This is a genomic window from Micromonospora sp. NPDC005254 (assembly GCF_042872525.1).
Classification (GTDB): Bacteria; Actinomycetota; Actinomycetes; order Mycobacteriales; family Micromonosporaceae; genus Micromonospora.
The window spans coordinates 1-24,695 of sequence record NZ_JBIAKM010000014.1 but is presented as its reverse complement, the minus strand read 5'-3'; the positions used below and the strand labels follow the sequence as shown (position 1 = coordinate 24,695).

The following is a 24,695-nucleotide window of genomic DNA, read 5'->3' as shown; positions in this document are numbered from 1 at the left end:
CGTCATCCCCGAGGAGGTTCGTGCACGCATGTCCAGTTCCACGTCCAGCCAGCCGCTGGTGCACCCCGCTGCCCCGACCCGTCTCCTGTGGACGGTCCTGGCCACCGTCGCCGTGCTCACCCTGCTGGCCTATCTCGTCGCCTTCGACCAGGGCGCGGTCTCGCGCAGCGGGACGTACCTGCACGAGCTGATGCACGACGGCCGGCACCTGCTCGGTGTCCCGTGCCACTGAGCGGCACCGGCACCGCACCCACGTTCGTCACGGTTCTCCTGCGCGGGCTGCTCGCCGGCCTGGTGGCCGGCCTGCTCGCCGGAACGTTCGCCTACGTCGTCGGCGAACCCCACGTCGAGGCGGCCATCGCCATCGAGGAGGCGGCGGCACACGCCGAACCCGCCACCGGGGGGCACCAGCACGACGAGGACGCTCTGGTCAGCAGGAACGGCCAGCGCGGCGGGCTGTTCCTGGCCACCGCCCTGTTCGGGGCCGCGATGGGTGGCCTGCTGGCCACCGCGTACGTCCTGCTGAACCGGCGGCGGCGCACGGTTGACGACGGGTGGTCCGGCCTGCTGCTGGCCGGCGGCGCGCTGCTCGGCGCGGTGATCGTGCCGTTCCTCAAGTACCCGCCGAACCCGCCGGCCGTCGGCGACCCGGCCACCATCAACCAGCGCACGGTCACCTACCTGCTGCTGGTGGTCCTCGGCCTGGTGGCGGTCTGGTCCGGTTCGCTGGGCTACCGGTCGGTCGGCGAGCGGGCGCCGGTGTGGCTGCGCGCCGCCGCGGCGGTCGGCGGTTTCCTGCTGGTCACCGGCGTGGCCTACATGGTGCTGCCGTCGTTCCAGGAGGTCCCGGGCGACTTCCCCGCCACGCTGCTGTGGAGCTTCCGGCTCGCCTCCCTCGGCACCCAGGTGGTGCTGTGGACCGGGATCGGCCTGCTCTTCGCCGCCCTGATGCACCGGCAGCGCGCGGTCACCGACGCACGACTGGCCGGGTGAACGCCACCAGCCTGCGGCTGGTCGCCCACGGTCACACCGCCGCCCTGCGGCGGGCCCGGTTCGGCGGGGACGACACACTGGACGAGGGTGGCCGCAGCGCCGCCCTCGCCCTATCCCCCACCGTGCTGGGCCGACGGGCATCACCGGGCGACACGGACGCCTGCCTGTCCAGCCCCGCGGCGGCGGCCGTCCAGACCGCGTACGCCCTCGGTCTCGCGCCCGCTGTGGAGACGGCGCTGGCCGACTGCGACTACGGCGACTGGACCGGCCGGTCGCTGGAGGAGGTCGGCGCCGCGCAGCCCGACGCGCTGCACGAGTGGCTGTCCACCCCGGACGCCGCGCCGCACGGGGGCGAGTCCGTCGCCGCCCTACGCGAGCGCGTCGGCCGCTGGCTGGACCAACAGCGCGGCCTCGGCCGACGGGTCACGGCCGTCACCCATCCGCTCGTGATCCGGGTCGCGGTCGTGCACGCCCTGGGACTACCGCTGGCGACGTACCGGCAACTGGACGTCGAGCCGTTGGCGGTCGTCCGGCTCACCGGCCAGGGCCCACGGTGGCGGCTCCGCCTGAGCGCGCCACCGTCACCCGCGAGCGGGTGACGACTGTCGACCACGGCCCCTGTAGAGCTGCCCCAGATTCGGGGCGGCATGGAAGCGGTGGGGTCGGGCTGCCGGCAGGCGTACAGACCGGTGAGCGACATACCGCAGAGGTATGAATATGACTCTGAGGTATGTGCCTCACGGGCGACACGCCCTCGCCCGCCGCGCGGGGCGACAAGGCCACGCAAGACCGGCGGCCACATGACCCGCGACGCACGAAGCGCGACCCACGACCACGACGCGTGACGCACGCGCGGGTCTGGGGATCGAGATCGGGCGGGCCCAGAACGGGTGTCGGGCGGGCCGTGAAGCACGGCCCGCCCGACTGTGTTGTTCCCGGCTTACTTCGCGCCGGTGACCGTGAACGGTCGGGACACCGCCGTCGCCGACGTGGCGCCGGACAGCGTCACACTGGTCACGCCCGGCTGCGCCGAATCCGGAACGGTGACGGTCGCGCCGGAGACCACGCCGTCGCCGTTCGCGCGTACCGTGCCGACCGCACGACCGTCGCCGACGCTGACCGTGATCGCCTCGTTCGGCGCGAACCCGGAACCGTCGACCGTGATCGACATACCGCGCGGTCCGGACGTCGTGGGCAGCGACACCCGCGGCTGGTAGGCCGGGCCCGCCGGACGCGCGGTCACCTGGACGGTGGCCGTCGCCGGCGTACCCGAGGACGCGCCGGTGGCGCTGACGGCGTACCGGCCCGGGGTCGTGTCCCCCGACGTCGCGACGGAGGCGCGGACCGTGCCCGTCGCGGACGCCGAGACCGTCACGCTCCGCGTCGTGCCGGCGGCCAGAACCACCGTCACCCGCTCGCCGGCGGCGAACCCGCTGCCGTCGACCGTGACCGCGTCACCGGCGACGACCGGCTGAGCCCCGGACACCGCGAGCGTCGGCTGCGGCCCGGCACGCCGGACGGTAACGGTGAAGGTGGTGGTGCTGCTCGACAGCGTGTCCCACGCCGTGACGTGCACCGTGTAGGTGCCCTCCCGCGCGTAGGTGTGCTGGCCGCTCAGCGCGCCGGCCGCGCCGACCGTGACGTCGTCCGGAACCGTGCCGTCGCCCCACTGGACGCGGGCGCGGTAGCCGGTCGCGCCGGGGACACCGCCGGTCACCGACCCGAGGTTCGCCGCGAGGACCTGCCCGGCGTCGACGCTCTGGTCGGCGGGGGCGGTGGTCGCCAGCGCGGCGGCCGGCGTGCCGTCGTCGGCGACGGCGAACACGTGGATCCGGCCCGCCGAGCGGGGATCGCCGGTCTGCGTCGGCAGGGTCACCGAGACCAGCGTCTTACCCGCCGGGATCTGGTACGGCGTGGTGGCGAACAGGAACGGCTGCGCGCCGTCGCGGCTCGTGCCGCTCAGCCGGTACGCGGATTTCGCGACCACGATGTTGCCGTACGACGGGGTGCCGTTGGCGTTGCCGCCCAGCGTCCAGTCACTGAACTGGATCGGGATGCTGGCGGTGCTGCCGTCGCTGAACGTCACCGTGGCGGCGGTGCTCTGGTTGCCCTGCGTGCCGGCGCCGATGAACGAGATGTTCCGGGCGTCGGACGGCAGGTGCAGAGCGATCGTCGCGCCGTTGCCGGTGGCGTTGTCCGGTTGCCCGGCCGGGATCTGCGGCAGGGTGAAGCCCAGCGCCGTGCCCGGCACCTGCTGCCGCTGACCCTGGGTCACGCCGGCCGCGGCCAGGGCGGCCCGCGAGTACGCCCACGACTTCGCGTCGCAGTCCGCCGCGAGGGTGCCCTCGTCGCCGACGCACACGGTGTCGAACGCCGCGGCGAGACCGCTCTGTGGCGCGTACGCGGCGTCGACGCCGACCGTCACCGAGCCCTGGCTGGTGCCGTCGGTCACCGTCACGTTCGCCTGGTGGTAGCCGGGCGTGGCGTAGGTGTGTTCGCCGCTGACGCGGTAGACCGCCCGCGAGTTCAGCGTCAGGGTGCCCTCGGTGGCCGGTGAGCCGTCACCCCAGTCGATCGTCGCCCGGTAGTCGTCGGCGGCGCCGCCGGTGACCGTGGCCAGCGCCACCGTCGCGGGTGCGCCGGAGAGCGCGTGCGCGCCGTCCGTGGCGGTCACCGTGATGTCGCCGCCGCCCAGGTCGAGGTCGCCGCCGGCGAGCAGCTCGATCTCGGCGAGGGTCGGCTGCGCGGCGCCGACGGTCTTCGTCACGACGAGGCGGAACTGGGAGTACCGCCCCGGCTTGTCGATCCGGAACGGCCGGGTCTGGTTGCGCCAGCGGAACACCTCGCCCGCGCGGGAGTCCAGGGTGCTCCAGGTGAGACCGTCGGTGGAGCCCTGCAGCCGCCAGTCCGCCGCGTCACCGGCGCCCGCGCCGGAGGTGAGGGTGTAGTACGTCGGCTTCTGGCGGCCGCCACGGGAGGCCCAGCTGATCTGCGGCGTGCCCGACGACGCGGTCAGCTGCGTGGTCGACGAGTCGTCGAACAGCTTCGACGCGTCCTGGCCGCCACTGGCGGTGGCGGTGCCCAGGCCGGGCCCGGTGACGTCCTGCAACGGCTCGGGTGCCGCGTCACCCTTCGTCAGCGACGGCGGCCCGTCGTTGCGGCCGGTGCCCCAGGACGACGGGTTCGGTCCCATCTGGAAGTCGATCGTGCCGCCCTTGGCGAGCGCGGACACGTCGACGGACACCTCGCGCTGCTTCTTGCCGTTGACCTTGACGCTCTGCACGTACACGTTGCGGGTGCTGTTGTTCGCGGCGTTGACCACGATGTCGCCGGTCGGGCGGTGGACGGTCATCCTGGTGAACTGCGGCGAGCCGATGGCCCAGTGGGTCGAGCCCGCCTGCAACGGGTAGATGCCCAGCGAGCTGAGGACGTACCAGGCCGACATCTCCCCGTTGTCCTCGTCGCCCAGGTAGCCCTGGCCGATCTCGCTTCCGACGTAGAGGCGCTGCATGATCTCGCGCACGATCGCCTGCGTCTTCGCCGGCGCGCCGGCGATGTCGTACAGGTACGGAATGTGGTGCGACGGCTGGTTGCTCATGCCGAGCTGACCCAGGCGCACCGCGCGAGCCTCGAGCATCTCGTGGATGATTCCGCCGTAGCCGCCGGGGCGGTCGGCGTTCTCCGGGGTGGCGAAGAAGGTGTCGAGCTTGTCGCGCAGGGCCTTCTGCCCGCCGTACAGGTTGATCAGGCCCTGCGGGTCCTGCTGTGCGGTGAACGCGAAGTTCCACCCGTTGGTCTCGGTGTAGACGCCACCCCAGTCCAGCGGGTCACCGGCGAGGAACGTGCCGGAGGCGTCGCGGCCCTGGAAGAGCTTCGTCTTCTCATCGAAGAGGTGGACGTAGTTGCGGGCACGCTCCAGGAAGTACCGCGACTCCTCCTTGAGCTGGTCCCGCCGCGACTTCGGCGTGGCCGGGTCCTTCGCCAGGGCGGCGGCCATGTTGCCGATGCCGTAGTCGTTGATGTAGCCCTCCAGCGCCCACGACACCGACTCCCCCGTGGAGGTCGGCGTGTAGCCGAGGAACAGCGAGGTCTCGATGCCCTTGCGGCCGACCGCGCCGCGCCCGGACGCGACGGTCGCGTCCTTGACGGCCGCGTCGTACGCCGCGAGCGGGTCGGGCAGCTTGACCCCGGTGAGGTACGCCTGAGCGAGAGCCACGTTCGCGCTGGTGCCGGTCATCAGGTCGGCGTAACCGGGCGACGACCAGCGGGCGATCCAGCCGCCGTCACGGTAGTGCTGGACGAAACCGTCGGAGATCCTGGCGGCGACGTCCGGGTAGAGCAGCGAGTAGGCGGGCCATACGGTGCGGTAGGTGTCCCAGAAGCCGTTGTTGACGTAGATCTGGCCGTCGACGATCTTCGCGCCGGTCCGGGTGGCGGTCGACGTGCCGGTCGGCGCGGACACCGGGCTGGCGTACTGCCAGTGGGGTGCGGCGGCGGTGCCGGTGTTCTCCGACTGGGAGTTCGGGTACAGGTTCAGCCGGTACAGGTTCGAGTACATGGTGACCAGCTGGGTCTCGGTCGCGCCCCGCAGCTCGACCCGGCCGAGGCGGTCCTTCCACGCGGCGGTGGCGGCGTCGCGGATCGCATCGAAGCTCCGGCCGGTCACCTCCAGGTCGAGGTTGCGGCGGGCCTGGTCGACGGAGAGGAACGAGGTGGCGATCCGCATCGTCACCTGCCGCTCGGCGGAGACGTCGAAGGTGGCGGACGTCGCGGTGGACGTCGTCGGCGCGCGGTCGAAGGCGCCGGAGACGAACATGCGGCTGCGCCCGGCGGACAGGCCGCTTCCGTTGTCGACCCAGCCGGTGAAGGTGCCGTCGGCGCCGATGGTGAACGTGCCCTTGGCGAAGACGAGACTTCCGGTCGCCGGGCCGGGGCCGAAGGTGAACCGCATGATCCCGGCGTGGTCGGTGGGTGACATCTCCGCCACCAGACCGCTCTGCGTCGTGACCCGGTAGAGGTCCGGCTGTGCCGTCTCGTCGTCGTGCCGGAAGGCGAGCGCACGGCTGGCGGGTGACCCGGTGAGGGGGCCGTCGCCGGCCACCGGCATCACCGACATCTGGTTGCGGTCACCCATCCACGGGCTGGGCTCGTGGGAGATCGCGAGGCCCTGCAACGTGGGCAGGTTGGCCGCGTTGTTGGCCCGGTGGTACTCGTACTCCCAGGAGTCGGAGGTCGCGTCGGTCACCGGGGTGAAGAAGTTGAAACCGTTCGGCACCGCGGTGATCGGCAGGTTGTTGCCGCGCGAGAACCCGCCCGTCGAGTTGGTCCCGCGCCGGGTGTCGACGTAGTTGGTCAGCCGGGAGCCGTCGATCGCCGCCGGCGAACCGGTCACCTCGACGTCGTCGAGCCAGCCCTGGAACCGGGTCTCCCCGGTCGCCTGCGGGTTGTCGTAGGCGAGCAGGATGCGGTCGATCGTCTTGCCCCGGGCGACGGCGCCGATGTCGGCGCGCACCGCGTTCCACTGGTCGGCGTAGAGCACCTTGGACGCGCCCTGGCCGGCCGGCGTCAGCGCGTAACCGTGCTGGTCGACGGGAGTGCGCCCACTCAGGTAGCTGCCGTCGGTGAAGTGCAGGTCGACGGCCGCGTAGGTGGACGGGTACCGGGCGTCCTGGCCGGTGAACTCGGGGAAGATCCGGTAGGACAGGCGGGTGTCCGGCCCGACCGGGATGTCGACGTCGAACAGCCTGTTCGTCGCGTACGAGCGGCCGTCGGCCTCCGCGCCGCCGGAGTAGCGCAGCGCGGCCAGCCCGGTGAAGCCGGCGCTCGGCTTCGTCGTGTAGCCGCCGACCGGCCCGGGGCCGACGCCGGTGACCATGGGCGTGGCGGGCGGGCGGACGTCCGAGCCGTCGCTGATGTCCCAGCCGGCGAGCTGGGTCAGGGAGTTACCGGAGTTCGCGGAGATGGACAGCCGGTACCAGCCGTACGCGGTCGTGTTGGTGACGCGGTACGTGTTGGTGGCGAACCGCTTGGCGAAGCGCTGCTGCGTCTGCCGGTCCAGGTCCGTCCAGGTGTTGCCGTCGGTGGACCCCTGCAGGGTGAAGTCGCGGGGGTCGCGGGTCGGTTCGTCATCCGCAGAGGTCAGCGCGTACCGCGCCACGACCGCCGGCTTCGCCAGCCGGTACGTCACCCAGCCGGTCGGTTCGAACGCCAGCCACTTGGTCGACGGGTTGCCGTCGGCGAGGTTCGCCGCGATCTCGTTCGGCGGGTTCTGGGCGCTCGCGGTCACGGCATCGACCTGGCCGAGCAGGCTGCCGGGCAGGTTCGCGCTGCTCGATCCGCTCAGGTTGCCCTGCACGGGCCGGCCCGAGCTGTCGACCTCGACGGTGCTGGTGGCGGGTTGCGGGTCGGCCGACTCGAACGAGGAGCTGAAGGAGCCCGGTGGGGCGGCACTGGGCGCGGCGTTGGCCAGGGGCGCGGCGACGACCAGCCCCAGCGGCAGCAGGGCGGCGGTGGTCGCGGCTGCCATCCGGAGGGACACGGTGCGCGCACGAGGGAGATACGGCATGGGGGCGGGGCCTTTCGACTCGATCCGGTCGAGTACGTCGTACGTCTGGGCGGAAGGGGACGGTGGCTGCTGCTGTCGATCGTGGACGGACGGGTCGGACCTGACATCGTTGTCATCGGACGTGCGTGACAAGCGAGGGCAGAACCGTGGATGTTGGGCAGATGCTTCCGCGCGACCACGGCCCTGTCAATGGGTTGACCGGAAGGAAACACGCCGACCGGGGCGTCCGGGGTGGGCGCCCAGGGCCGGCGGCGCTCAGCGACCGCCCGCGGCCAGCTCGGCCAGCATCCCCTCGCAACTGCGGACCACGACCTCGGCGCCCCGGCGCTGGGCCAGCGGGAGCGAAGGATCCTCCGCCCGGTCCCGCCACCGCCACTGGGCGTCGGCGGCGACCTCCCAGAGCCGCTGCACTGTCGCCTCGTGCTCCACACCGAGCCGCGCGGCCAGACCAACCCCCTCGCCGCCCACCAGCCGCTGCGCCTCGGCCGCCAACTCGGCGTCGAAACCGAGACGGGCGTTGCGCAGCGCCACCAGCAGGCGCAGCTCCCGGAACTCGTGCGCACCCGCCAGGATCTGCTCGATGGCGCCGACCAACTCGTCGGCCCCGCGCACCGGCTCGGCCCGGACCAGGGCCTCCACCGCGGCCAGTGCCGAGCGCGCCTTGAGCGTGTCGCGACGATCGACGAAACAGCGGGTCATCGACTCCCGCAGCTCGGTGAGCCCACTGCGCCGGATCAGCTCGGCCGACAACGCCACCCGGGTGTCGAACCCACCGCGCACCAGGGTCGTCGCGAGCCGGATCCCGAAGAGCCCGAACCGATCCAGCAGACCGCCGCGCACCTCGGAGTCCAGGTGCACCGGAAGCTCGCCCCGGACGAAACGGTCGGCGGAGAGCAGGTGGGCCTCCAGCTCGGCGCGGGACGCCCCGGCCAGCGCCGCGAGCGCGGCGAAGTCGGACTCGCTCAGCATCCGGCCCGCGAGGCCGATCGCCCCGCTGCACGCCACCACGTTCACCGCCAGCGCGCCCACCCGGGGATCCCGGTGGTGCCGTCGGGCCAGCTGACGGGCGGTGAGCAGCCCGTCGATCCGGCCGCCGCCCACCTCGTCCGCCCGGGACAACACCATGATCACGTTCACCGGGGCGGCCTGCCCGACGACACTGTCCCGAGCGGACTCCAACACCCGCAGATCACTGTCGCGGCCGTCGCGGGTCAGGAACAGCACCGCGTCCGAGTCCCGCAGGACGCGATCCAGCACCGGCGCGTGGCCCTGCTCGTCGACCGCCGCGAGCGCCGGGGTGTCGATCAGCGTCACCTGCCGCAACGCCCGCGTCGGCCACCGCACCACGATGTCGCGCACCTCCCCGACCCGCCAGCCGAGATCCACCCGCATCCCGGTCGCCGACTTGACCACCGTCAGCTCCTGGGGAGGCTGGCCCACCGGGTAGGCGGTGGCGCGTGGCGAAGCGCCGTCCTCGTACCAGGTGAAGACGCCGTCCGCGCCCTCGACCGGCGCGACCTCCTCCCCCATCAACGCGTTGAGCACCGTCGACTTGCCGGCCCGCCAGGGGCCGGCCACCGCGATCCGCAGCGGCTGCTCCAACCGCGCCACCTGGTGCCGCAACCGCCCGACGGCCCGCGCGTCGTGCTGGTAGACGTCCATGGCCTGGTGCAGCAGCCCCCACGCCGCCTCGTCCAACCGCACCCCGACCGTCATGCCCGGGGCTCCAGCAGCACCGGGGTGGACCGGGCGCCGGTCAACTGCTGGGACTGCTCGTAGAGCGCGGCCAGGCGGGTCATCTTCAGCCGGATCTCCCGTTGCCGCTGCTCGCGCACTGCGACATCGGTGTCGGCCTCCTGCTTCGCGCTGCGGAACGACTGCACGATGGCCTCCTGCAACTCCTCGGTCAGCCCCGTGAAGTGATCGCGCAGCATCCGCTGCACCTGGCGGGTGGCGTCGCGGCAGTCCCGAACCATCCGGACGAAGAACTCGTCGACATGCCGCTGGATGGCCGTTTTGACGGTCGCCTGGCGGCGGCGCAGCAACTGCTTGCCCTCGTCGCGGATGCTCTTGCCGCCGAAGAGCGCGCCGATGCCGACCGAGACCGGGTTGATCATCGGCATTCCGGCCAGGGTCGTCGCGAGGCCGAACATCAGCATGCCGCCGTACGAGCCCTTCATGCCGGTGAACAACTTCTGGCCGGTGGTGAACTTGTCGATCCTCGGTCGCTCCAGGTCCGGCAGCCGGTCGCCGAGATCCGCCGGCATCGTCATCGACCAGGGCGGCAGCACGTCGTAGCCGTACCGGTTGAAGTTGGCCGCCACCCGACGCGCGATCCAGTCGCAGCGCTGGATCAGCCACTCGTGGTTGGCTTCCGCGGCCTCGACGAGACTGCGCTCCAGCCACTCGGCGAAGGTGTCCCAGGCGACGAGGGGGTCCGCCGCGTCGAACGCCTCGTCCACGGCCCGCAGGATCTGGCGGGTGCGGTCGCGCAGGTCGTACTCGATGTCGGAGAGCAGGTCGGTCATCTCGTCGGCGAGCGTGTTCTGCCACCGGGTGGAGCAGCGGCGCAGCTCGTCGACCTCCCGCTGGGCGGCGTGCAGCCGGGAGATCGGCCCGGACTGCTCCTCGGCCTCCTGCGTCGCCAGCTCGGCGCGCAGCGGCGCGGCCAGTTGCTCCACCACCGTACGGGCCACCGCCTGCACCGACGCCCGCGCCAGGTGATCGGCCTTGCCGGTCAGGTCCCGTTGCAGGCGGGCGATCAGCGCCGGAAAGCCGGACTCGGCGTTGAGACCGCGATCGTCGGTCGTCGCCGCGCGCAGCCGCAGGGTCGCCGACACCGGAATCAGCGGCGCCGCGACACCGGCGTCGGCGAGGTGCTGCCGGTTGCGCTCGGCCACCGCACGCCAGTCCGCCACGAGATCGGTCTTGCTCTGCACCACCACCACGTTCGGCTGCGAGCGCGTGACGTGCAGCAGCATGTCCAGCTCGGCGACCGAGAGTTCCCGGGTCGAGTCCGAGACCAGCAGCACGGCGTCGGCGCGGGTGGAGGCGGCGACCTCCGCGGCCCCACCGAGCGCCGCGACCTGGTCGGTGCCGGGAGTGTCCACCAGCACCAGTCCGGCGGCGAGCAACGCGCGGGGCAACCCGATCTCGACGTACGCCGGACCGCCGCCCGGCTGCCGCCCGAGCGTGCCGGACACCCCGGCCGCGATCTGGTCGAGCGCCAAGGGGGTCCGCTCGACGAGCGTCGCGGCCGGGGCACCCGCGGCGCCGGCGGGCCGTCCCGACAACGGCGGCGCCTGGACCACGGCCGCGGAGGCGGCCTCGGCGTGCTGCACCACGGTCGGCAGGACGGTGGTACGTCCGTCACCGACCGGGCAGGCCGGCGCGTTGATGATCGCGTTGATGAGCTGACTCTTGCCCTGGTTCGGCTCGCCGACGACCAGGACGCGCAGCTTCGGGTCCAGCAGTTGGGCACGCTTCTGTCGGACCGTCTGGAGCAGGTCGCCGCGACCGTGTGTGTTGCACGTCCGGGCGATCTCGTCCAGTACGTCCAACCAGATCCCCGCCATCACCGCACCAAGTGTGCGGATTTCGGCTCAATTATCAAGAGGGACCGGAAAGGAAACCGGAGAGAGCCGGGCCGCCCGAGGCGACCCGGCCTCCCGCTTCCGACGGGAATCCCCGTCAGAGCAGACCGCCGGTGATGCCCAGCAGCCCGTGGTCCGACGAGGCGGGCCCCCCGTCGTGCAGGTCGCCGGTCACACCGTCGGTGACCCCTCCGGTCACGTCACCGACCGTGCCGGTGACACCGGGGAGGAGACTGTCCACGTGGTGCGTGACGCCGCCCACCACGGACGGGACGTCTACCGGCGGCACCACACCGCCGACGGCGCCGTGCCCGAGGCCCAGGCCACCCAGGGTGTCGTGGACACCGAGGGAGCCGACGATGCCGTCGACCTGACCGTGCACGCCGGAGAGGACACCGCCGGTCACGTCGCCGCCGAGCACCGGGTCGGTGACGCCGAGTACACCGGTCGGGTCCCCGACGGTGCCGGTCACGCCGCCCAGCACCGGGTCGGCGATGCCGTCGACCGGCTGCACCACGTCCGCGTCGAGGGTGTGCGCCACGTCGGCCACGCCGGTCAGGTCGGTGTCGAGGCCGCTCGGGCCGACGCCCAGGCCGAGACCCGGAAGCACGGTCACCCCGGCGGCGACGGTCGTCGGGTCCACGGCGATGGCGCCGAGCACTCCGGCCTTGACGTCCACCCCGGCGGGCGAGCTGGTGATGCTGATCTGCTGCGCCACGCTCTGCAGCTGGCCGACCACGTCGGTGGTGTCGGTCACCAGCGGGTCGAACCCGAGCTGCCCGACGGCCGGAACCATCGGCGCGAGGCCCTGTCCCGGCGCGTAGTCGACCACGAGCGGCACCACGTCCTGCACGTCGGCGGCGGTGATGTCACTGAGCCCTGCGGAGTGCAGCGCGCCCTCCGGGTCGAGGTCGAAGGCCGACCGCGCGTCGGGGTTGGTCAGCAGGTCGAGCACGAAGTCGTGGAGGGTCTGTTGCGAGTCCATGTGCCGGTTCTCCTCGGATTGGCGTCGGCGACCGTCGTTCGTCGACAGTGACGTTATTGCGGGGGCCGATCCCGGACATCGGGGCTCGGCCCGCATCCGATCCGGCCGCGTTAGGGCCTTGATCGGCTCCACCGTTAGGGGGACTGGGGGAAACCGTCCCGGGCAGATTAGGGTCCCGACCGGGGAGCGATCTCTGGTACGAACGTAGGAGCCCGCGGGTTTCGCCGGGGGTGGGTCGCCGGGCAGCGCCGACGCCATCGCCATCAGCCGGCCAACTCGCGGAAAGAGAAGAGACGGATGCCGTACGTCCTGGGGATCGACATCGGAAGCACCAACACCGCCGCTGCCGTCGCACGGCGCGACGGCCGGACCTGGACGCGCCCGGAGGCTGTTCCGCTCAACGCCGGCTCGCCCCTGGTGCCGTCGGTGCTGCACCTGGCCGAGGACGGCGCCCTGCACATCGGCGGGCCCGTCACCGACGACGGCAGCCGCACCACCAGGGACTTCGTCCGCCGCATCGGCGACGACGTGCCCCTGCTGCTGGGCGGCGAGCCGTGCGCACCGCAGACGCTCACCGCGGAACTGGCCGCGTGGGTGGTGGAGCAGGTGCACGCCGCGGAGGGCGGCCCGGCCGAGGCGGTCGTGCTCAGCCACCCGGCGGCCTGGCGGCCGTACCGGCGGGAGCTGCTGCACCGGGCGCTCGTCGACCTCGGGCTGCGCACCGTCACGCTGCTGCCGCGTACGGTCACGGTCGCCGAGAGCCACGCGGCCCGCGGGTTCGCGGGCACCACGGCCGCCGTCTACGCGTTGGGCGGCGCCAGTTTCGAGGCGGCCCTGGTGCGGCGCACCCCGCGCGGCACCTACGAGAGCTTCGGCACCCCGCAGGGTCTCGACCCGATCGGCGGGGCCGACTTCGACGAACTACTGGCCAGCCACGTACGCACCGTGCTGTCGCGGGAGCTGGCCGCCACCGGCCGTCGGGAGCACCACGCCGCCCTGCGCGGGCTGCCGGCCGAGTGCGACCGGGTCAAGCGGGCGCTGACCGTCGAGCTGGCCGCCGACGTGGTGCTGAGCCTGCCGACCGGCCCGGCGCGGATACCGGTGACCCGCGCGCAGTTCGAGGCCATGATCCGCCCGACCGTGCAGGCCACAGTGGACCTCCTGCTGCGCACCGTGCACGGCGCCGGCCTGACGCCGACGCAGCTCGACGGCGTCCTGCTGGCCGGCGGCTCGGCCCGCATCCCGCTGGTCACCGAGCTGATCACCGCGGCGCTTCCGGTCCCGGTCGAGGTGGAGCCGGACGCGCAGCTCACCGCCGCCACCGGGGCGGCGAGCGCGGCCTGCCAGGTGGTGTCACCCCGCCCCCGGCACCCCACTCCGGTCCGCGATCCGGCACCGGTCGCCGGCTCCGGCCGGGCCACCATCCCGGCCCTGCGGAGACCCCGGGACCACGCCACCGATCCGGGCGAGCCGCCACCCCGCCCTCCGGTCCGGATCCTCCCCCTCGACCTGCCGAAGGCGTCCCGCCTGGCACTGACGCTCAGCCGGGGACGCGAAGGATGACCACAATGATCATGAATGACGTCGTCGAGTCCCGACTGGTGCTCGGCAGAGCACCCCGGGCCCTGCTAAACCGGGTCGCCGACGATCCGACCGGCCCGCTCCTGGTCGGGCTGGCCGGCCCCGCCGGTCACGGCAAGACCGCGCTGCTCGCCGAGCTGACGCGCAGCCAGCAACGGGCCGGGGTCACCGTGCGGACGGGCGTCCCGCAGCCGGGCGATCCCGTCGACCCGGCCGAGCTGCTGCTGGTCGACGACGCGCACCTGCTCGACGACGAGCGGATCGGCGTGCTGCTGGGCCTGGTCGCCACCCGTCGACACCGACTGGTCGTCGCCCACCGGCCCTGGCCCCGGTCGGCGGCCCTCTCCGAGCTGACCGACGCGCTGCGCCGCGAAGGGCAGGCCGTGCTGCTCGGCCCGTACGCTCGGGAGCAGACCGCGGCCCACCTCGCCGCCGCCGCGCCCGAGCTGGCCCACCGTGGCGACCTGGTCGACTTCGTGCACACGCAGACCGGTGGCGTCCCCCGCGACGTCGAGCGGCTGACCCGTGGCCTGCGCACAGTCCCGGGCCTGACCAGCGCCCCGGCCGAACCACCCCGGTCCGTCGTCCTCGAATTCGCACCGGAGCTGGAGATCCAGCCCACCGCCGTACGACGGCTGCTGCTCGCGGTCGCGGCCGGCGTACCGCTGCCGGTGACCATGCTCGGCCCGCTGCTCGACCAGGAGCCGGAGGCGGTCGACGAGCTGATCGCCACGACCCGGGCGGCCGGGCTGATCGGCGCCGACGGCCGGCTCACGCCGATCGTCCGGCGGGCCGTCACCACGCTCAGCCCGGCCACCGAGCGCAGCGCGGTCTGGCGTCGCCTCACCGAGTTGCAGCTCGCCCGGGGCGGCCCGGTGCTGCCGCTGGTGCGCTCGCTGCTCGCGGTGGGCGTGCTCGGCGACTGCCCGGCCCCGACGCTGGCCGCGGCGGCGCAGGAGGCGCTGGCCGACGAGCCGGCCTTCGCCGCCGACCTGTTCGCCGCCGCCACCGCGGCCGGGCACCCGACGAGCGCCCGGCAGGCTCTCGCCGCCGCGCTCGCCGGCAACCTCGACGACGCGCTGCGCCTGGCGGACCGGCTGCTGGCCGCGACCGATCCGACGGACCGCGCCGAGGCGGCCGTGGTGGCCGCGACCGCTCTGGCGCACCGCGGCCACACCGGCCGCAGCGTCGAGCTGTACCGGTGGTCGGGCACCGCCTCGTCGCTGGCGTACGCCACCGTCGGCGGGCTCGCCACCGGCGATCTGACCGCCGCCGGGCCGCCGGTGGACGGGTCGGCCGTCGAACCGCCCACCCTGCACGCCAGCGCCGCCCGGCTGATGGCCCAGGGCGTACGCGAGAGCGTCACCGGCACGCCGAGCGCGGCGCTCTCCGCTCTCGTCCAGGCCGCCGCGCTGCTGGAGCCGGACGGCCGGGCGGCGCTCCTGCCGGACAGTCCCGCCGCGCTGGCCGCCCTGACCGCCGTGCACTCCGGCGAGCTGGACATCGCCGAGCAGGTGCTGCACCGGGCGCAGGCGGCCGGAGTCGGCGGTCCGCTGATGGCCCGCCGGCACCGGCTGTTGCAGGCCTGGATCCTCATGGTCCGGGGCCAGACGCTCGCGGCGGCCGAACGCCTCGCCACGGTGACCGCCGACGAGCGGCCGTTGGAGTCCCGGGACCTGCTCTTCGCCGCCGCGCTGCGGATGGGCATCGGCCGGCGCACCAGCGACCTCGGTGCGCTCAAGCGGGGGTGGGGCCAGGCCCTGGAGGCGGTGGTCCGCCATCCCGTCGACCTGTTCACGCTGCTGCCGCTGGGCGAACTGGCCATCGCGGGCGCACGGCTGGGCGACGTGGCCCGGTTGGCGCCGTACCTGCGGGAGGGCCGGGCGCTGCTCGACCGGCTCGGCGCCCCGACACTGTGGAGCGTCCCGCTGCACTGGAGCGGGTTGCACGCGGCCATCCTGAGCGGCGAGCCGGCGGCCGCCGACGACCACGTCACCGCCCTGCTGGCCGCCGCGGACCACAGCCGCTACGCCGCAGTGGTCGCCGCGGCCGCCGAGAGCTGGGTCGAGGTGCTGCGGGGCGTGGTCGACCCGGTGCGGGTGGAGGCCGCCGCCCGTGGCCTGCACGACACCGGACTGTGCTGGGACGGCGCGCGCCTCGCCGGGCAGGCGGCGATCCGCACCTCCGACCGGCGGGCGATGACCACCCTGCTGGAATGCGCCCGGGTGCTCCAGGGCCGGCCGGCCGCCGCCACCGGTGGGCCGCGACCGGCGGCCGGCGAGAGCGCCACCCCGGCGGCGGGCGCCATCGCCGCCCCCACCCAGCAAGGGCTCAGCGACCGGGAGTACGAGGTGGCCGAGTTGGTGCTGGCCGGACTGACCTACCGGGAGATCGGTGATCGGCTCTTCATCTCGGCGAAGACCGTGGAGCACCACGTGGCCCGCATGCGCAACCGGCTGAACTGCGCCAACCGTGCGGAGCTGCTGGCGCTGCTGCGGACCGTCGTCGCCGACCGGGCCAGCGACGCCGCCGGGCAGCCCTGGCCGCAGCGGTCGGCGCGATGAGCCGGACGCGCCACGGGTCACCGCGGACCGGACGGAGCGCGACGTGACGCGCACCCCCGAACGGCGACTGCGGGTCCGGCTCGTCGCCGCGGCGGCGGTGCTGCTCACGCTCTGGTCGTACGCGGCCTACCTGACCGGTCAGGACGCGGTCGACCTGCTGCGGGTGCGGACCCTGGCCGACACCCTGGGCCAGCCCATCGACCGGCTGATCCTCGGCCTGCAGGCCGAGCGCCGGGTGACCGCCGAGTCGCTGGCCGGGTCGGCGCCGGCGCGGACCGCGCTGGCCGGCGCCCGCGAGGTGACCGATCGGGCGGCGGCGGACGTCCGGGCGTTTCCGACCGGCCGCGATCTGCGCCTGCTCAGCGCCGGGGCGGTACGCGACCGGGCCGAGGCGCTCGTCCGGCGGTTGAACGGGCTGGGCGCCGTCCGGTCCCAGGTGGACGCCGGGTACCTCGACCGCACCGGGGCGATCGACGGGTACGACCAACTCGTCGACGCCGCCTTCGACGTGTACGGACCGGAGTGGGGCGCGTACGAGAGCAGGCTGGCGGTCGAGACCCGCGCGGTGATCGCGCTGGCCCGCGCCCGCGAGCTGCTCGCCCGGGAGGACACCCTGGTCAGCGCGGCCGTCCTGAGCGGTCGGATCAACGCCGAGGAGCGGCGCCGGCTTGTCGAGCTGGTGACCACCCAGCGGTACGCCCGCACCGAGGCGGCGGCCGACCTGCCGGCCGGCGGCCGGGGCGCGCACCAGCGTCTCGCGGCGAGCCCGGAGTTCGCGGGTCTGCTCGCCGTGGAGGACGCGCTGCTGCGGACGGACCGGGTCGACGCGCTGCGCGGGATCAGCGCGGCGGACTGGCGGGCGGCGGCGGACGCGGCCCTCGGCGCTCTGCACGAGCTGGTGACGACCACCGCCCGCGGGAGCGTCGAACGGGCCACGCCGGGCGCCGCGGTGATCGTCGGGCGGACCGGCGCGGTGGTGGGGCTCGGGCTGATCGCCGTGCTGGCGGTGCTGCTCGGCTGGGCCGCCACCGTGCGCCGCCTGACCGACGAGCGGGCCCGCTCGGGCACCGACCCGAGCCGGCCCGAGCCGGTCCCGGTCCCACCCGCCGACGACCAGCCGCCCGCCGGCCAGACCGGCAGCGGTCAGGCCGGCAGCGGGCAGGCCGGCAGCCGGCCGGTCGAGGACCGTCGCGCCGGGGAGCTGTTCCTACGGGTCACCCGGCGCAACCAGGTCCTGCTCCGCGATCAGCTCGACCTGCTGGACGCGATGCAGCGGCGGGAGCACAGCGCCGAGGAGGCCGACGAGCTGTTCCAGCTCGACCACCTCACCACCCGGATCCGCCGCAACGTGGAGAAGGTGATCACCCTCGCCGGCGCGACCCCGGCCCGCCGCTGGCGGCGCCCGGTCCCCCTGCTCGACGTCACGCGCGGCGCGGTCGCCGAGGTGCCGGAGTACCACCGCGTCCTGGTCGCGCCGCACTGGCCGTGGTCGCTCGCCGGGCCGGCCGTCACGGACGTCGTACACCTGCTGGCCGAGCTGATCGAGAACGCCCTGGCCTACTCGGCCCCGGACACCACCGTCCGGATCGCTGGTGAGCACCGGCCGCACGGCTGCGCGGTCGTGGTGGTCGACGACGGTCCCGGCCTCGACGCGACAGCGCTGAGCGAGGCCAACCACCTGCTCACGAACCCGCCGACCCACCCGCCCGCCGACGCCACGGGGTTGCACACCGTCGCCCTGCTGGCCGCCCGCTGCGGTGCCCGGGTCACGTTACGGCCCAGCCGGCGCGGCGGGACGGCAGCGATCGTGCACCTGCCGGCGGAGCTGGTCACGGTGACCGGCGCACCTGCCGTGGCGGTCCCCGGGCCCGCGCGTCGGCCGGGTCACAGCGGGCCCCACGCGCCCGACGCGGGCCGGGCGGGCGGTGCCGGCGGTGCCGGCGAGTTGCCGATGCGGGTCCGCCAGTCCCGGGCCGCCGGGCCCGAATCCGGGCCGACCGGGCCCGAACCCGGCAGTACCGGCCCCGACACCGTCGAGCTGCCGGTCACGAGAGCAACGAGGAGACATCGATGACGCATGCAGTGGTCACCGCGGACAGCCTGACCGGCGCGCTGGACCGTCTGGTCGACCGGGTACGCGGGGCGGAGTTCGCCGTCGTGCTCTCCCCGGACGGGCTCCCGCTCGGCGCTTCCCGACGGGTGGAGCCGAAGCTGGCCGAACAGATCTCCGGCGTGGTCGCCGGTCTGCTGGCGTTGGGGCTGGCCGCCACCCGGACCTGCGACGCGGGCGGGCTGCGCCAGATCGTCGTGCAGATGTCGCGGGCGTTCCTGTTCGTCGCCACCATTCCGAACGGGACGATCCTCACCGTCCGGATCGCCGGCGACGAGACCGAGGTGGGTGACATGGCGTACGAGGTCGCGCTCTTCGTGGGGCAGGCCGAACGGCACCTGCCGATCACCCTGGGCCCGGCCTCCGCAGCGAGAAGCGGGGACTCTGGTGCACAGCGCCGGCTCCGCTGACGAGGCGTGGTACGACGACGACGCCGGCCCGGTGGCCCGTCCGTACACGATGACCGGTGGGCGCACCGCACCCGAGCGGGGCGGCTTCGACCTCATCTCGCTGGTCGTCGCGCGGCGGCAGGCCACACCGCCCACGGCACTCTTCCCCGAACAGGCGCGGATCGTCGAGCTGTGTCACCATCCAGTGTCGGTGGCCGAGGTCAGCGCCGAGCTGGATCTGCCCCTGGGCACCGTCCGGGTCCTCCTCGGTGACCTGCTCGGAGCGGGTCTGGTCGAGACGCACGAACCACCGACGCTGTCGGAGCTGCCGTCGCAGGAGCTGCTCGAGTCGATACTTGTCGGGTTGCGCGCCCTGTGACGGCCGGGTGCCACCGCGACCCAGCGGTCGCGGGTTGGCGTCCGGGAATGAAGTGAAGGGGAGAGGCAGTGCCGGCAACACCGCCGCAGCCACGGCGTACTGTGGCGATCATTCTGCTGGACCGGATCGTGGCCGCCGCCGCAGCCGTACGGCGGGTGGTCACCGGCCGGGGCGATGTGTCACGGGCCACCTGGATCGCCGTGCTCGCGGCGCTCGGTGTGGTGGTGGCGACGGTGATCTCCATCATCGGTGTGGTGCGCACGCCGGAGCAGTTGGCGCCGGTGACCCTCGATCCGCCCCCGTCGGTGGACCAGTTGGGCACCCCCGGGGCCGGTACACCCCGGGGGCAGGCGAAGCCGGCGGCCAGCAGCCCGCCCACGTCCGCGCCGCCTTCGGTCAACGCGGCCCCGCCGCCCGTCGAGCCGCCGACCAGCGCGCCGGCCGTGACCCCCTCGTCGGCGTCGCCGACCCCGGCCGCTCTCGGCGCCGACTTCGCCATCGAGGACCAGGCCCTGCTCAGCTACGGCGCCGCCGTGACCGTCAGCAATCCGGGGCCGGCTCCGGTGACGCAGTGGACGCTGGCCATCACGCTGCCCCGGGAGTCGCTGCGCGTCAGCGCGGTCCAGGGCGCGCGGGCCACGCAGGACGGCGCGGTGTGGACGTTCGTGCCGGACGGAAGCGTCGGGCAGGTGCCGGGCAGCGCCTCGGTCCGTGTGACGTTCCGGGTCAACGGCGCGGCGGTCGGCGCGACGCCCACGGCGTGCACGATCGACGGTGTCGCCTGCGGCGGGCTGCCGGACTGACGGCGGCCGGGCCCCGGTGGCGCGCGTCGCTCATGCTGAAGGGGTGATTCGCTTCGTCCTGAACGTCCTGTGGCTCGTCTTCGGTGGTGGCCTCGTGCTGGCGATCGGCTACGGCTTCGCCGCGCTGGTCTGCTTCGTCCTGGTCATCACCATCCCGTTCGGCGTCGCCTCGTTGCGCCTCGCTGTCTACTCGTTGTGGCCCTTCGGCCGCACCCTGGTGCCCAAGCCGGGCGCGGGCGTCGGCTCCGGGCTGGCGAATGTGCTGTGGGTGGTGCTGGCAGGCTGGTGGCTCGCCCTGTCCCACATCCTCGCGGGCATCGCGCTCTGCGTCACGATCATCGGAATCCCCTTCGGCGTCGCCAACTTCAAGCTCGTCCCCGCGGCGTTCTGGCCGCTGGGCCGGGAGGTCGTGGACGCGCCGTGACCCGGTCCGGGCCGGCACCGTCGATCATGGACAATCCGGAGTGCCACCCACCCCGACGAAACCCTCGATAGGAGCCTGGCATGGCCGGCCCGGATGCCGAACTCACCACGACGCTTCAGCCCGACGTGCCGCACGCGGCGCGGATCTGGAACTACTGGATGGGCGGGAAGGACAACTTCCAGTCCGACCGGGCGGCCGGTGACGCGGTCGCCGAGGTCTACCCGGAGATCGTCGTGATGGCGCAGCAGTCCCGCCGGTTCCTGGTGCGGGCCGTACGGCATCTGGCCGCCGAGGCGGGCATCCGGCAGTTCCTGGACATCGGCACGGGCCTGCCCACCATGCAGAACACCCACGCGGTCGCCCAGGACGTCACGCCCGACTCGCGGATCGTCTACGTCGACAACGACCCGATGGTCCTCGTGCACGCCCGCGCGTTGCTGGCCAGCACGACCCCGCAGGGCGTCACCAGGTACGTTCCGGCCGACTACCACGACCCGGAGAGGATCCTCGCCGAGGCGGCGCGGACGCTGGACTTCGACCAGCCGATCGCGGTCATGTTCATGGGTGTGCTGGGGTACGAGCCGGACCTGGACGTGGTGCGTTCGATCGTCGGGCGGACGATGGACGCGACCGCGTCCGGCAGCCACCTGGTGCTCTGGGACGGCACCAACACCAGCCCGGCGGTGGTCTCCGGCGCGCAGCGGTTGGCCGAGAACGGTGGTGTGCCGTACATCCTGCGCAGCCCGGAGGATCTCGCCAGTTGCTTCTCCGGGCTGACGATGGTGGAGCCCGGCCTCGTGCCGATCCCGCTGTGGCGCCCGGACGACGCCGACGCCGAGGGGATCGACGCCTACGGCGCCGTGGCCCGCAAACCCTGACGGGCGCGGGCCACGGCCGGGTGACCGGTCAGCGGCCGCAGGCCAGCGTCATCCCGTCGGGGACCGCGCTGGTGGTCACGAGCACGCCGAACGTCGTCGCGCCGCCCGGCGCGAGTGTCCCGTTGTAGAAGGCGTTGCGAACCGTGACGTCGGCGCCGACCGTCTCGACGACCCCGCCCCAGACCGTCTGGATACGCTCGTCGCCGGCCCACCGCCAGGAGACGCTCCACCGGTCCAGCGCCTGCGTCCCGGTGCTGCGCACCGTCACCGTGGCGACGAAGCCGGTGCCCCAGCGGGAGTCGATGGTGGCCGTCGCCCGGCACGCCGTCAGCGGAGCGGTCCGGGCCGGTCCGACCAGGTACGGGTCCCGACGGCCCTCGGCGTCGCTGAACCGGTACCAGTACTCGGTGTCGGGCGTCAGCTGGCCGATGGTCACGACCCCGTTGCGCTCGGGCCCGGTGACGGCCTGCGCCACCGGAGCCTGCCACTGTTGGGCGTCCTCCCGGCTGGCGAAGAGTCGGACGGTCATCGGCGGGTCGTAACCGCAGGGCGGGCGGAACAGGATCGAGTACGACAACGTCACGCTGGTGGTGGTCACCGCGGTCACCGAGGCGCTGATCGGGATGGCCGGCGGGCAGGTCGGGGTCGGTGACGGCGACAGGGTGGGTGTGGGCGTGACCGCCGGCGCCGGCGCTGCCTCGGCGGAGCCGGTCGTGCCGGCCCAGCCGGCCAGCGCCATGGTCGTGACTGCCAGGACGATGCGGAGCATCGGTACCTCCGGGGAAACCGTCGCCGTCGCGATCGCGGATGGGCGACCGACCCTACGGGGCCGGACGTACGGCGGCCGCCCGACGGCGATCGGCATGCGGCCGCTGACGAGGACTGCCCGGCGCGGGGGGTGTGGCCACTCGCGCGTCCCCGGATCCGGAGAAGAACGGGCGCGCTGGCTCCCGAGCGCGACCGACCCCCAGCATCGCATTCGATGGGCATCAATACAATCTGGCCAACCGGTGAGCGGCGGCGGCACCGGGTCGTCGGACGCGAGCCCGTCGAGAAGCGGCTTCCTGCTCCTCGCCGCAGGGACACGTGCCGGACCCCTCCGCCGACGATCATCCATCGTGGCCTGTCAATTCGATGCGGGAGCACACCATGCGCGACAGAAGCAGCACGAACCGGCGAACCCGGGTGGCGAGGGCACTGACCGCGACGGCCGCCGCAGCGGCGCTGACCGTCGCCCCGCTCACGGCGCCGGCACCCGCCACCGCGGCCGTCAGCCGGGCCGAGTTGGCCCTGCGCTGGGCGCCCGTCCACTACCAGGACGTCGACGCCACCGGTGCCCACGCCCTGGGCGGCCAGTCCGACTATGTCACCGCCGTGGACTTCGACGGCGACCTCAACGGGCGCAACAACTGGGACCGCGCCGGCCAGTCCGGCACCTCGCTCGCGGCGCACGCGTACTACTCCGTCGTGGAGACGAGCACGCACTGGTACATCACGTACCTGTTCTTCCACCCTCGGGACTGGACCGATCACCCGTTCTTCGAGACCGAACACGAGAACGACGGCGAGGGGGTCCTCTTCGCGATCGAGCGCGACGGCTCCCCGTACGGCGTCCTGCGTGGCGCGGTCACTGTCGCGCACAGCGACTTCTACTCGTACACGCCGGCCGGCAGCACCTGGACCAGCGGCCGCGAGAGCGTCGACGGCACCCTGCAGTTCCAGACCTCACCGCACGACTCCTTCACGCACCCGGTGACCGCGCAGGAGGCGCAGGGGCACGGCCTGAAGGCATATCCGCAGTACGTCATCAACGGCGACGGCCTGGTCTACTACCCGTCCACGGTCGCCGAGACGCCGAGCAGCGGCAACGACCGCGACGTGCGGTACCAGCTCGTCGACATCTTCGCCGCCGGAGGGCTGTGGGCGCAGCGGACCAACGCGAACCTGTTCGCCAGCCTCGGCACGTTCGCCGGCGACACCTCCGGCGACTGCGGCTCCGGCACCTGGAGCTGCTCGGCGAACTCCGCGAACGCCCCCTGGGGCTGGGACGACGGCAACGACGTGCCCGCCCGCGGCGAGCTGGCCAGCGACCCGGCGAAGCTGTCCGCCGAGTACTTCACGGTCCCGGCCGGGCTGGCGCGCAGCTACAGCTACAACCCGTACGCCGGCGCAGCCGCGGCGCTGGCCGAGGCAGCCAGAACGGCAGCGCCGACCGTCGACTGACCGACGGCCGAGGTGCGCGGCCGGCCCGGCTCGGGCCGGCCGCGCACCGGCTCACGAGCCGCCGTCGGGCGCGGTCGGCCGCCCCGCAGCGGTCGCGCCGCGCGGCGTCGGCACGTAGCCTGCGCAGATGCGACACACCCTCGCACCCGGCGACGACACCCTGCACGGTCACTTCTCTCCCAACCTCGCGCCGGCCCTCACCATCGACCCCGGCGACACCGTCACCTACCGCACCCTGGACTGCTGGTGGTCGGCCGGCCCGTACCCCGGCGGGGCGAACCGGGACCGGCCCCGGGCCCCGCAGCACCGGCCCGATCACGGGCATGCGCTGACCGGGCCGGTCGCGGTCCGCGGTGCGCGGGCTGGCCAGACCCTCGCGGTACGCATCGACGCGATCGTCCCCGCCACCTGGGGAACGACGGTGGCCGGCGGTTGGGCGAGCGGGTTCAACCAGCGCTACGGCGTCGAGGCCGACGGCGTGGTGCACGCCTGGGAGCTGGACCCGGTGGCGTTGACCGGCCGCAACCAGCATGGCCACACGGTGGCGCTGCGCCCGTTCATGGGGGTGCTCGGCATGCCGCCCGCCGAGCCGGGAAAGCATTCCACCATTCCGCCTCGGCCCTGGGGCGGCAACCTGGACTGCAAGGATCTGACCGCCGGCAGCACCCTGCTGCTGCCGATCCCGGTCGACGGGGCGCTGTTCTCGGTGGGGGACGGGCACGCCGCGCAGGGCGACGGTGAGGTCGGCGGTACGGCGATCGAGTGCCCGATGGACGAGGTGACGCTGACCCTCGACGTCCGCGACGACTTCCCGGTCACCGGCCCGGTGGCCCGCACCGCCGACGCCTGGCTGACGCTGGGCGTGGGCGCGTCCCTCGACGACGCGACGTTCATGGCCCTCGATGGGATGCTGACCCTGCTGCAACGGCTGCACGGCCTCAGCCGACCGGACGCGGTGGCGCTGGCCAGCGTCGTCGTCGACGTGCGGGTGACCCAGATCGTCAACCAGACCGTCGGCGCGCACGCGGTGCTGCGCGACGACGCGCTGCGCTGAGCCGCACAACGGACCGCCCGCGCGGCGGCGACGTGGCGGACCGCCGCGCGGCGGCGACGTGGCGGACCGCCGCGCGGCGGCGACGTGGCGGACCGCCGCGCGGCGGCGCCGGGGCGGGCCCCCCCGCGGGGGCGCCCGGGCGGCCCGCCCGGCC

The 24,695-nt window shown here is 73.7% G+C and carries 18 protein-coding genes; 13 read left to right on the top strand and 5 right to left on the bottom strand.

The genetic code is table 11. From position 1 onward, the window contains the following. Window positions 1–28 precede the first annotated feature (28 nt). Genes ACFYPR_RS31080 through ACFYPR_RS31070 form a run of 3 tightly spaced genes read left to right on the top strand, consistent with a single transcriptional unit; the run spans window position 29 to window position 1,592 of the window. Entirely contained in the window at window positions 29–232 is a 204-nt protein-coding gene (locus tag ACFYPR_RS31080; protein ID WP_039906051.1) for a CbtB domain-containing protein, read from the top strand. Next, on the top strand, window positions 223–993 hold the full coding sequence (locus ACFYPR_RS31075) for a CbtA family protein (protein WP_387264141.1): 771 nt from the start codon (window positions 223–225) through the stop codon (window positions 991–993). Before ACFYPR_RS31080 ends, ACFYPR_RS31075 begins: the two co-directional genes overlap by 10 nt. Further along, a complete protein-coding gene (locus ACFYPR_RS31070) occupies window positions 990–1,592 on the top strand; it encodes a histidine phosphatase family protein (RefSeq protein ID WP_387264138.1) in 603 nt (200 codons plus the stop codon). Before ACFYPR_RS31075 ends, ACFYPR_RS31070 begins: the two co-directional genes overlap by 4 nt. 341 nt (window positions 1,593–1,933) lie before the next feature. Here the strand turns inward: ACFYPR_RS31070 and ACFYPR_RS31065 are convergent, their stop codons facing one another. From ACFYPR_RS31065 to ACFYPR_RS31050, 4 genes are all read right to left on the bottom strand, one after another. After that, window positions 1,934–7,519 carry a GH92 family glycosyl hydrolase gene (locus tag ACFYPR_RS31065; RefSeq protein WP_387264135.1) on the bottom strand — a complete coding sequence of 1,862 codons (5,586 nt, stop codon included), beginning with the start codon at window positions 7,517–7,519 and terminating at the stop codon, window positions 1,934–1,936. Window positions 7,520–7,813: 294 nt separating this feature from the next. Next, a complete protein-coding gene (locus ACFYPR_RS31060; RefSeq protein WP_355068759.1) occupies window positions 7,814–9,274 on the bottom strand; it encodes a GTP-binding protein in 1,461 nt (486 codons plus the stop codon). After that, window positions 9,271–11,133 carry a dynamin family protein gene (locus ACFYPR_RS31055; RefSeq protein WP_387264223.1) on the bottom strand — a complete coding sequence of 621 codons (1,863 nt, stop codon included), beginning with the start codon at window positions 11,131–11,133 and terminating at the stop codon, window positions 9,271–9,273. Before ACFYPR_RS31055 ends, ACFYPR_RS31060 begins: the two co-directional genes overlap by 4 nt. A gap of 115 nt (window positions 11,134–11,248) precedes the next feature. Continuing rightward, complete coding sequence (locus ACFYPR_RS31050; RefSeq protein WP_354859869.1) at window positions 11,249–12,136, bottom strand: IniB N-terminal domain-containing protein; 888 nt, start codon at window positions 12,134–12,136, stop codon at window positions 11,249–11,251. Between the two features lie 297 nt (window positions 12,137–12,433). Here ACFYPR_RS31050 and ACFYPR_RS31045 point away from each other — a divergent pair, with 297 nt between their 5' ends. The 8 genes from ACFYPR_RS31045 (at window position 12,434) to ACFYPR_RS31010 (ending at window position 21,264) form a co-directional block, all read left to right on the top strand. After that, the gene (locus ACFYPR_RS31045; RefSeq protein ID WP_387264131.1) at window positions 12,434–13,699 is read left to right on the top strand and encodes an Hsp70 family protein; all 1,266 of its coding nucleotides are present in this window, start codon (window positions 12,434–12,436) and stop codon (window positions 13,697–13,699) included. A gap of 5 nt (window positions 13,700–13,704) precedes the next feature. Continuing rightward, on the top strand, window positions 13,705–16,281 hold the full coding sequence (locus ACFYPR_RS31040; protein WP_387264128.1) for a LuxR C-terminal-related transcriptional regulator: 2,577 nt from the start codon (window positions 13,705–13,707) through the stop codon (window positions 16,279–16,281). 43 nt (window positions 16,282–16,324) lie between these two features. Further along, window positions 16,325–18,355 (top strand): nitrate- and nitrite sensing domain-containing protein, encoded by a 2,031-nt coding sequence (locus tag ACFYPR_RS31035; protein WP_387264126.1) that lies wholly within the window; start codon window positions 16,325–16,327, stop codon window positions 18,353–18,355. Beyond that, window positions 18,352–18,801: a roadblock/LC7 domain-containing protein gene (locus ACFYPR_RS31030; protein WP_387264123.1), complete on the top strand. Its 450-nt coding sequence runs from the start codon at window positions 18,352–18,354 to the stop codon at window positions 18,799–18,801. Before ACFYPR_RS31035 ends, ACFYPR_RS31030 begins: the two co-directional genes overlap by 4 nt. After that, window positions 18,779–19,159, top strand: coding sequence for a DUF742 domain-containing protein (locus tag ACFYPR_RS31025; RefSeq protein ID WP_387264121.1), 381 nt, complete (start codon window positions 18,779–18,781; stop codon window positions 19,157–19,159). Before ACFYPR_RS31030 ends, ACFYPR_RS31025 begins: the two co-directional genes overlap by 23 nt. Before the next feature lie 101 nt (window positions 19,160–19,260). Continuing rightward, on the top strand, window positions 19,261–19,962 hold the full coding sequence (locus tag ACFYPR_RS31020; RefSeq protein WP_387264119.1) for a cellulose binding domain-containing protein: 702 nt from the start codon (window positions 19,261–19,263) through the stop codon (window positions 19,960–19,962). A gap of 43 nt (window positions 19,963–20,005) precedes the next feature. Continuing rightward, entirely contained in the window at window positions 20,006–20,386 is a 381-nt protein-coding gene (locus ACFYPR_RS31015; RefSeq protein WP_354863332.1) for a YccF domain-containing protein, read from the top strand. Window positions 20,387–20,466: 80 nt separating this feature from the next. Next, window positions 20,467–21,264 carry an SAM-dependent methyltransferase gene (locus tag ACFYPR_RS31010; RefSeq protein WP_355069223.1) on the top strand — a complete coding sequence of 266 codons (798 nt, stop codon included), beginning with the start codon at window positions 20,467–20,469 and terminating at the stop codon, window positions 21,262–21,264. A 28-nt stretch (window positions 21,265–21,292) separates the two neighbouring features. Here the strand turns inward: ACFYPR_RS31010 and ACFYPR_RS31005 are convergent, their stop codons facing one another. Next, complete coding sequence (locus ACFYPR_RS31005) at window positions 21,293–22,033, bottom strand: cellulose binding domain-containing protein (RefSeq protein WP_355069221.1); 741 nt, start codon at window positions 22,031–22,033, stop codon at window positions 21,293–21,295. 380 nt (window positions 22,034–22,413) lie between these two features. On the opposite strand from ACFYPR_RS31005, the gene ACFYPR_RS31000 reads away from it, so the two are divergent. Further along, window positions 22,414–23,487 carry a hypothetical protein gene (locus ACFYPR_RS31000; protein ID WP_355069219.1) on the top strand — a complete coding sequence of 358 codons (1,074 nt, stop codon included), beginning with the start codon at window positions 22,414–22,416 and terminating at the stop codon, window positions 23,485–23,487. Window positions 23,488–23,614: 127 nt separating this feature from the next. Continuing rightward, on the top strand, window positions 23,615–24,541 hold the full coding sequence (locus ACFYPR_RS30995; protein ID WP_387264115.1) for an acetamidase/formamidase family protein: 927 nt from the start codon (window positions 23,615–23,617) through the stop codon (window positions 24,539–24,541). Window positions 24,542–24,695: the final 154 nt, after the last annotated feature.